Genomic DNA, 6066 nt, shown 5'->3' on the forward strand with positions numbered 1-6066 from the left:
ACGCGGTGATCGATCCGGCGGAGCACCAGCCCGACCTGACGCGCCTCGTGGAGACGAAGCCGGGGCAGGCGTTCATCCTGCACCCGGGGGAGTTCGTCCTCGGGGCGACGTTCGAGGCGGTCACGCTGCCGGACGACATCGCGGCGCGGCTGGAGGGGAAGAGCTCGCTCGGCCGGCTCGGGCTGCTCACCCATTCGACCGCCGGGTTCGTGGATCCCGGCTTCACGGGGCACATCACCCTCGAGCTGAGCAACGTGGCGACGCTGCCCATCAAGCTCTGGCCGGGGATGAAGATCGGGCAGCTGTGCTTCTTCCGGCTCAGCTCGCCGGCGAGCAAGCCGTACGGGTCGGGGGAGTACGCGTCCCGCTACCAGGGGCAGCGCGGGCCGACCGCCTCCCGGTCCTACCTGAACTTCCTCCGAGCGGATGTGACCGTCACGGACGCGGGCTCATCCGGCGCCTGACTTCCGCCACGTGGAACCCGGGCGCCCGGCCGCCCGACCGAGCGCGACGGCAGGACGATTCGGCTTGAGCAGGACGATTCGGGCCGTTCTGTCCTGCTGAAGGCGTTCTGTCCTGCTCAAGCCCTCTCACAGAACTCTGTCCTGCTCAGGCCTTCTCAGGGGCGGAGGGGAGGCACGGTCAGCGGCCGGACGGGGTCAGGCGCGGACGGCCGACAGCTCGACCAGCTGCAGGTTCAACCACGGGCTGAAGGCCCATGGCGCCATGCTGACCGCGGTCTCCAGGTCCTGCGGGTCGACCCAGCGGTACTCGGCGACCTCGTCGGGGTCCGGCTGCACGTCGTCGAAGGTGACCGCCGCGAACACCGGGCAGATCTCGTTCTCGACGATGCCGCCGGCGTCGACCGCGCGGTACCGGAAGTCGGGCAGCACGAGGCGCACGTCGGTGAGGGTCACGCCCAGCTCGTCGAACGCGCGGCGTGCGAGGGCGGAGGGCAGGTCCTCGCCGGGGGAGGGGTGCCCGCAGAACGAGTTCGTCCACACCCCGGGCCAGGTCGTCTTCGAGAGCGCGCGGCGCGTGACCAGCAGCCTGCCGTCGCCGTCGCGCAGGTGGCAGCTGAACGCGAGGTGCAGCGGCGTCTCGGTGGTGTGCACGTCGGCCTTGAGGGCCGTTCCGACGGGTTCGCCGTCGTCGTCGACCAGCACCACGCGCTCGTCCCGGTCCGTCATCCGCTCCGCTGTACCCTTGCCGTCGTGTTCCGCCGAAACGCCCCCGTTCGGGGGCGCCGCTGGGCCGCAAGCCTAGGGCGTGCGCCGCGCCCGGGGAGGCGCTGACCAGTGCCGATCGGCCCCCTCGCGCGGTACGACCGCGCCGCTGCGCGGTCCTCCGCCGTCGTCATCGGCGAGTACTCGACCTCCTTCGGGCTCGCGGTGCGCCTCCTGCCTGCGACGACGCGGGGGCACATCCGCAACGTCTACGCGCTCGTCCGCCTCGCCGACGAGGTCGTCGACGGGGTCGCGGCCGCCGCCGGGATGCCGCAGGACCGGATCGCGGCGGCGCTCGACGCGCTCGAGGCGGACACCTCCGCCGCGATGGAGTGCGGCTGGTCGATCAACCTCGTGGTGCACGCGTTCGCGACGACGGCGCGGGCGGTCGGCATCGAGCCCGCGATCGTCACCCCGTTCTTCACATCGATGCGCATGGACCTGCACCGCACGACCCACACGGAGGCGTCGTTCGCGGAGTACGTGGACGGCTCCGCGGAGGTGGTCGGCCTCATGTGCCTGCGCGCCTTCACGGCCGATGCGCCGCCGCGCAGCGCGGAGCAGCAGGCGGTCCTGGAGGCGGGCGCCAGGCGGCTCGGCGCCGCGTTCCAGAAGGTGAACTTCCTGCGCGACCTCGCCGCCGACGCCGACGGGCTCGGCCGCGCCTACTTCCCGGGGGTGGATGTGGCCTCGCTCGACGAAGCGACGAAGCGGCGGCTGCTCGCCGACATCGATGCGGACCTCGCGGCCGCGGCGCTGGCGCTGCCGCTGCTCGAGCCCGGACCGAGGCGTGCCGTCGCGGTCGCGCACGGGCTGTTCGCGGAGCTGGCGGACCGGATCCGGGCGACCCCGGCGGCCTCCCTCCGCACGACCCGCATCCGCGTGCCCGACCCCGTGAAGGCGCGGATCGCGGCGCTCGCCGTGGCCGGCAGATCGCCGAGGCGGCGATGAGCCGGGTCGTGGTGATCGGCGGCGGCATCGCGGGGCTCGCGACCGCAGCGCTGCTCGCGGAGGAGGGCCACGAGGTCGAGCTGCTGGAGGCGCGCGACGAGGTCGGCGGCCGCGCGGGGGAGTGGCGGCACCAGGGGTACCGCTTCGAGACCGGTCCGTCCTGGTACCTGATGCCGGAGGTGTTCGACCACTTCTTCCGGCTGCTGGGCACGACCGCGGACGCGCAGCTCGACCTGCAGCGGCTCGACCCCGGCTACCGGGTGGTCTTCGAGCCGCAGGGCGGGCCCGCGGAGGTGGTCGACATCGCGGCCGACCGCGCGCGGAACCTCGCGCTCGCCGAGCAGCTGGAGCCCGGCGCCGGCCCGAAGCTGGACCGCTACCTCGACTCCGCGCGCTGGGTGTACGAGACGGCGAAGCGCTACTTCCTCTACACGACCTTCCAGGACCTGAAGCCGCTGCTGGTACCGGAGGTGGTCCGCGGGCTGCCGCGCCTCGTGCCGATGCTGGTGGAGTCGCTGCACCGCTACGTCACCCGCCGGTTCGCCGACCGGCGGCTCGCGCAGATCCTGCAGTACCCCGCGGTGTTCCTGGGCAGCTCGCCCTATGCCACACCCGGCATGTACCACCTGATGAGCACCCTCGACCTCGAGGGCGGCGTGCTGTACCCGGCCGGCGGCATCACCGCGGTGATCCGCGCGATCCGGGGGCAGGCGGAGTCGCGCGGCGTGCGGATCCGCTCCGGCACCGCGGCGGCGCGCATCCTGACCGAGGGCACGGCCGGCGGCCGGCCGCACGTGACGGGGGTGCGCACCGCGTCCGGGGAGGTCGTGGCCGCCGATGTCGTGGTGAGCGCGATGGACCTCGAGGCCGCGGAGCGCACCCTGCTGCCGCCCGGGCTGCGCACCTACGGGACGGACTGGTGGGCGAAGCGCACGCCCGGCCCCTCCGCGGTCCTGGTGCTGCTCGGCGTGCGGGGCGAGCTGCCGCAGCTGCTGCACCACACGCTGCTGTTCACCGCGGACTGGCGGGAGAACTTCGGCGCGGTGATGCCGAAGCGCGGCACGCAGCCGCCGCTGCCGGACGAGCTGTCGTTGTACGTCTGCCGACCGAGCGCGACCGACGACGTCGCTCCCGACGGCCACGAGAACCTGTTCGTGCTCGTGCCGGTGCCCGCCGACCCGGGGATGGGGCACGGCGGAGTCGGCGGCGAGGGGGAGCCCGCGGTCGAAGCGGTGGCGGACCGCGCCATCGACCAGGTCGCGCGCTGGCTCGAGCTGCCGGACCTGCGAGATCGCATCGAGGTGCGCCGCACGATCGGTCCAGGCGACTTCGCCGACGACCTGGCCGCGTGGCAGGGCACAGCGCTCGGTCCGGCCCACACGCTCGCGCAGTCCGCCCTGTTTCGCGCGGGCAACGTCAGCACCGCCGTCGACGGGCTGCTGTTCGCCGGCGGCTCGACGATCCCGGGCATCGGGCTGCCGATGTGCCTGATCAGCGCCGAGCTCGTGGTCAAGCGGCTCCACGGCGACACCACGGCCGGTCCGCTGCCGGAGCCGCTGGTGCGCAGGTGACCGGCCTGTATCTCGCCGGGCTGCTGGTCTCGATCGCCGGCCTGCTGGTCCTCGACCTGAGGTTGAAGGTCTTCCTCTTCGCCGCACCCCGCCGCGCGGCCGTCGTGCTGCTCGTCGGCGTCGCCGGCTTCCTCGCGTGGGACCTCGCCGGGGTCGGCCTCGGCATCTTCTTCGAGGGGCGGAACGACCTGCTGGTCGGCGTCGACCTCGCGCCGGACGTGCCGCTCGAGGAGGTCTTCTTCCTGCTCCTGCTGTGCCTCTCCGCGATGGAGGCGTTCCTGCTCGCCCAGCGCCTGCTGCAGCGGCGCACCCCCGCGGAGGGGCGGCGGTGACGACCTACCTCCTGCTCGCCGCCGGGGTCGCGGTGCCGGTGTCCGTCGTCGCGCTCGTCGTGCTCGCGAGGGCGGGTCGCGCGGCCCTGGTGCCGGCGCTCGCCGGTCTGGTCGTGCTCGTCGCGCTCACCGCCGTCTTCGACAACGTGATCGTCGGCTCGGGGATCGTGGCGTACGACCCGAGCCGCATCCTCGGGGCGCGGGTCGGGGTCGCCCCGGTCGAGGACTTCTCCTACGCGATCGTCGCGGCGCTGGCGCTGCCCGCGCTCTGGGTGCTGCTCGGCAGGCGGCGGCACAGGTGATCCGCCACCTGCTCGTCGCCTCCCGCCCCCTGTCCTGGATCAACACCGCCTACCCGTTCGCGCTCGCCTACCTGCTGCTGGCGCGGCCGGTCGACCCGCTGGCCCTCGTCGTCGGTGCCGTGTACTTCCTCGTGCCGTACAACCTCGCGATGTACGGCATCAACGACGTGTTCGACTACGAGTCCGACCTCCGGAACCCCCGCAAGGGCGGGGTGGAGGGAGCGGTGCTCGCACCGGCGTTCCACCGTCCGACCCTGCTCGCGGCGGCGGTCACGAACGTGCCGTTCCTCGTGGTGCTCGTGCTGCTCGGCGGACCGGTCTCATGGCTCGTGCTCGCCGTGAGCGTCTTCGCGGTGATCGCGTACAGCGCCCCCGTGCTGCGGTTCAAGGAGCGCCCGGTGCTCGACTCGATCACCTCGAGCACGCACTTCGTGAGCCCGGCGGTCTACGGCGTCGCGCTGGCGGGCGCGGCGCTCGACACCCGTGCGGTCCTGCTGCTGGCCGCGTTCTTCTGCTGGGGGATGGCGAGCCACGCGTTCGGGGCGGTGCAGGACGTGCCGGCCGACCGGGAGGCGGGCATCGGCTCGGTCGCGACGGTGCTCGGCGCGCGGGCGACGGTGCTGGGCGCCGCCGTGCTCTACCTCGCGGCGGGGGTGCTCGCGGCGTGCTCGGGGTGGCCGACCGCGCTCGCCGGGCTGCTCGCGCTGCCCTACCTCGCCATGGTGCTGCCCTTCGTGCGCATCACGGACGCGACCGCGGAGACCGCGAACCGGGGGTGGCGCCGCTTCCTCGCCATCAACTACGGGGCGGGCTTCGGGGTGACCGTGCTGGCGATCGTCGCCTCCGCCCTCGCATGACACCCATCTCGCCGGGGGATGATCGGGTCGTGCGAGGCAGGCGGACCGACCGGATCGAGCGGACCGAGCCGGGGCCCGGCCAGGAGTCGGTGTGGGACTACCCCCGGCCGCCCGCGGTGGAGGCGACGACGGAGCGCATCCGCATCGAGCTCGGCGGGGTGCCGATCGTGGACACCACGGACGCGGTGCGCGTGCTCGAGACGAGTCACCCGCCGGTCTACTACCTCCCCGCGGAGGCGTTCCAGGTGCCGATGCACGAGGCCGGCGGGCTGTCGATGTGCGAGTTCAAGGGCATGGCGCATTACCTGACCCTCGCGGCGGGGGACCGCATCGCGGTGCGCGCCGCGTGGACGTACCCGACGCCGTGGCGCGGCTACGAGGTCCTGGCCGGCCGGGTGGCCGTGTACCCATCAAAGATGGACCGCTGCCTGGTCGACGACGAGGTGATCGTGCCGCAGGAGGGGGACTTCTACGGGGGCTGGATCACCTCACGGGTGGTCGGTCCCTTCAAGGGCGCCCGTGGCACCCTCGGCTGGTGACGGTCAGACCGGCTTCGCGCCCTTGACGGGCAGCATCAGCAGCAGGCCGGCGGCGAGCACCAGCACGATGCCGAGGATCCCGTAGCCCTGGTCCTGCGAGACCGTCACGAACACGGCGAACGCCGCCGGAGCGATGAAGCTGGCCGCGCGTCCCGTCGTCGCGTAGAGGCCGAACAGCTCGCCGGCGCGCTCCGGCGGCGACAGGCGTCCGAGCAGCGACCGGCTGGACGTCTGCGCGGGACCGACGAAGAGGCAGAGCAGCAGGCCGCCGACCCAGAACGCGGAGGT

General features: G+C 73.3%; 9 protein-coding genes. 7 read left to right on the forward strand and 2 right to left on the reverse strand.

The genetic code is table 11. The features are described from left to right. The coding region (gene dcd, locus ACFE60_RS16930) for a dCTP deaminase (RefSeq protein ID WP_375390029.1) at positions 1–464 on the forward strand (464 nt) is incomplete at its 5' end. Between the two features lie 195 nt (positions 465–659). Here dcd and idi read toward each other — a convergent pair. Then, the gene (gene idi, locus ACFE60_RS16935; protein WP_375390030.1) at positions 660–1190 is read right to left on the reverse strand and encodes an isopentenyl-diphosphate Delta-isomerase; all 531 of its coding nucleotides are present in this window, start codon (positions 1188–1190) and stop codon (positions 660–662) included. A 108-nt stretch (positions 1191–1298) separates the two neighbouring features. Between idi and ACFE60_RS16940 the strand changes: the two genes are divergently transcribed. From ACFE60_RS16940 to ACFE60_RS16965, 6 genes are read left to right on the forward strand one after another with little or no spacing between them, the layout of a single operon-like run. After that, positions 1299–2177 (forward strand): phytoene/squalene synthase family protein, encoded by an 879-nt coding sequence (locus ACFE60_RS16940; protein ID WP_375390031.1) that lies wholly within the window; start codon positions 1299–1301, stop codon positions 2175–2177. Further along, positions 2174–3748: a phytoene desaturase family protein gene (gene crtI, locus ACFE60_RS16945; RefSeq protein WP_375390032.1), complete on the forward strand. Its 1575-nt coding sequence runs from the start codon at positions 2174–2176 to the stop codon at positions 3746–3748. Before ACFE60_RS16940 ends, crtI begins: the two co-directional genes overlap by 4 nt. Beyond that, a complete protein-coding gene (locus tag ACFE60_RS16950) occupies positions 3745–4080 on the forward strand; it encodes a lycopene cyclase domain-containing protein (RefSeq protein ID WP_375390033.1) in 336 nt (111 codons plus the stop codon). Before crtI ends, ACFE60_RS16950 begins: the two co-directional genes overlap by 4 nt. Continuing rightward, positions 4077–4382: a lycopene cyclase domain-containing protein gene (locus tag ACFE60_RS16955; RefSeq protein ID WP_375390034.1), complete on the forward strand. Its 306-nt coding sequence runs from the start codon at positions 4077–4079 to the stop codon at positions 4380–4382. Before ACFE60_RS16950 ends, ACFE60_RS16955 begins: the two co-directional genes overlap by 4 nt. Continuing rightward, a complete protein-coding gene (locus ACFE60_RS16960; RefSeq protein WP_375390035.1) occupies positions 4379–5239 on the forward strand; it encodes a prenyltransferase in 861 nt (286 codons plus the stop codon). The genes ACFE60_RS16955 and ACFE60_RS16960 overlap by 4 nt, the downstream gene beginning before the upstream one ends. Beyond that, the gene (locus ACFE60_RS16965; RefSeq protein ID WP_375390036.1) at positions 5236–5778 is read left to right on the forward strand and encodes a DUF427 domain-containing protein; all 543 of its coding nucleotides are present in this window, start codon (positions 5236–5238) and stop codon (positions 5776–5778) included. Before ACFE60_RS16960 ends, ACFE60_RS16965 begins: the two co-directional genes overlap by 4 nt. A gap of 3 nt (positions 5779–5781) precedes the next feature. Here ACFE60_RS16965 and ACFE60_RS16970 read toward each other — a convergent pair. After that, positions 5782–6066 (reverse strand): MFS transporter (locus tag ACFE60_RS16970; protein ID WP_375390037.1); only part of this gene is annotated, 285 nt, incomplete at its 5' end.

This window comes from uncultured Amnibacterium sp., from assembly GCF_964245895.1.
Classification (GTDB): Bacteria; Actinomycetota; Actinomycetes; order Actinomycetales; family Microbacteriaceae; genus Amnibacterium.

Excerpts from the sequence above, each read along its gene's own strand:
- idi (WP_375390030.1), bottom strand. The coding sequence starts at position 1,190 with ATGACGGACCGGGACGAGCGCGTGGTGCTGGTCGACGACGACGGCGAA.
- crtI (WP_375390032.1), top strand. The coding sequence starts at position 2,174 with ATGAGCCGGGTCGTGGTGATCGGCGGCGGCATCGCGGGGCTCGCGACC.
- ACFE60_RS16965 (WP_375390036.1), top strand. The coding sequence starts at position 5,236 with ATGACACCCATCTCGCCGGGGGATGATCGGGTCGTGCGAGGCAGGCGG.